Annotated in this window: 1 protein-coding gene; it reads left to right on the top strand. The window is 70.3% G+C overall.

The window, feature by feature from the left end; translation table 11 throughout:
* The coding region (locus tag BN358_RS23040; RefSeq protein ID WP_157593328.1) for an alpha-1,6-glucosidase domain-containing protein at nt 1-236 on the top strand (236 nt) is incomplete at both ends.

Genomic DNA, 236 nt, shown 5'->3' on the forward strand with positions numbered 1-236 from the left:
GAACTCGTACAACTCCGGCGACTGGTTCAACTACCTCGACTTCACGATGACCGACAACGGGTTCGCCGCCGGGCTGCCGCCCGAGCGGGACAACGCGTCCACCTGGCACGTGCTCGCCCCGCTGCTCGCCGACCCGCGGCTGAAGCCGGCACCCGACGACATCCGGCGCGCCCACGAGCAGTCTCTCGACCTGCTCCGGCTGCGTGCCTCGACGCGGCTGTTCCGGCTGGGTACGG

Source organism: Sedimentibacter sp. B4 (genome assembly GCF_000309315.1).
GTDB classification, from domain to species: domain Bacteria; phylum Bacillota; class Clostridia; order Tissierellales; family Sedimentibacteraceae; genus Sedimentibacter; species Sedimentibacter saalensis.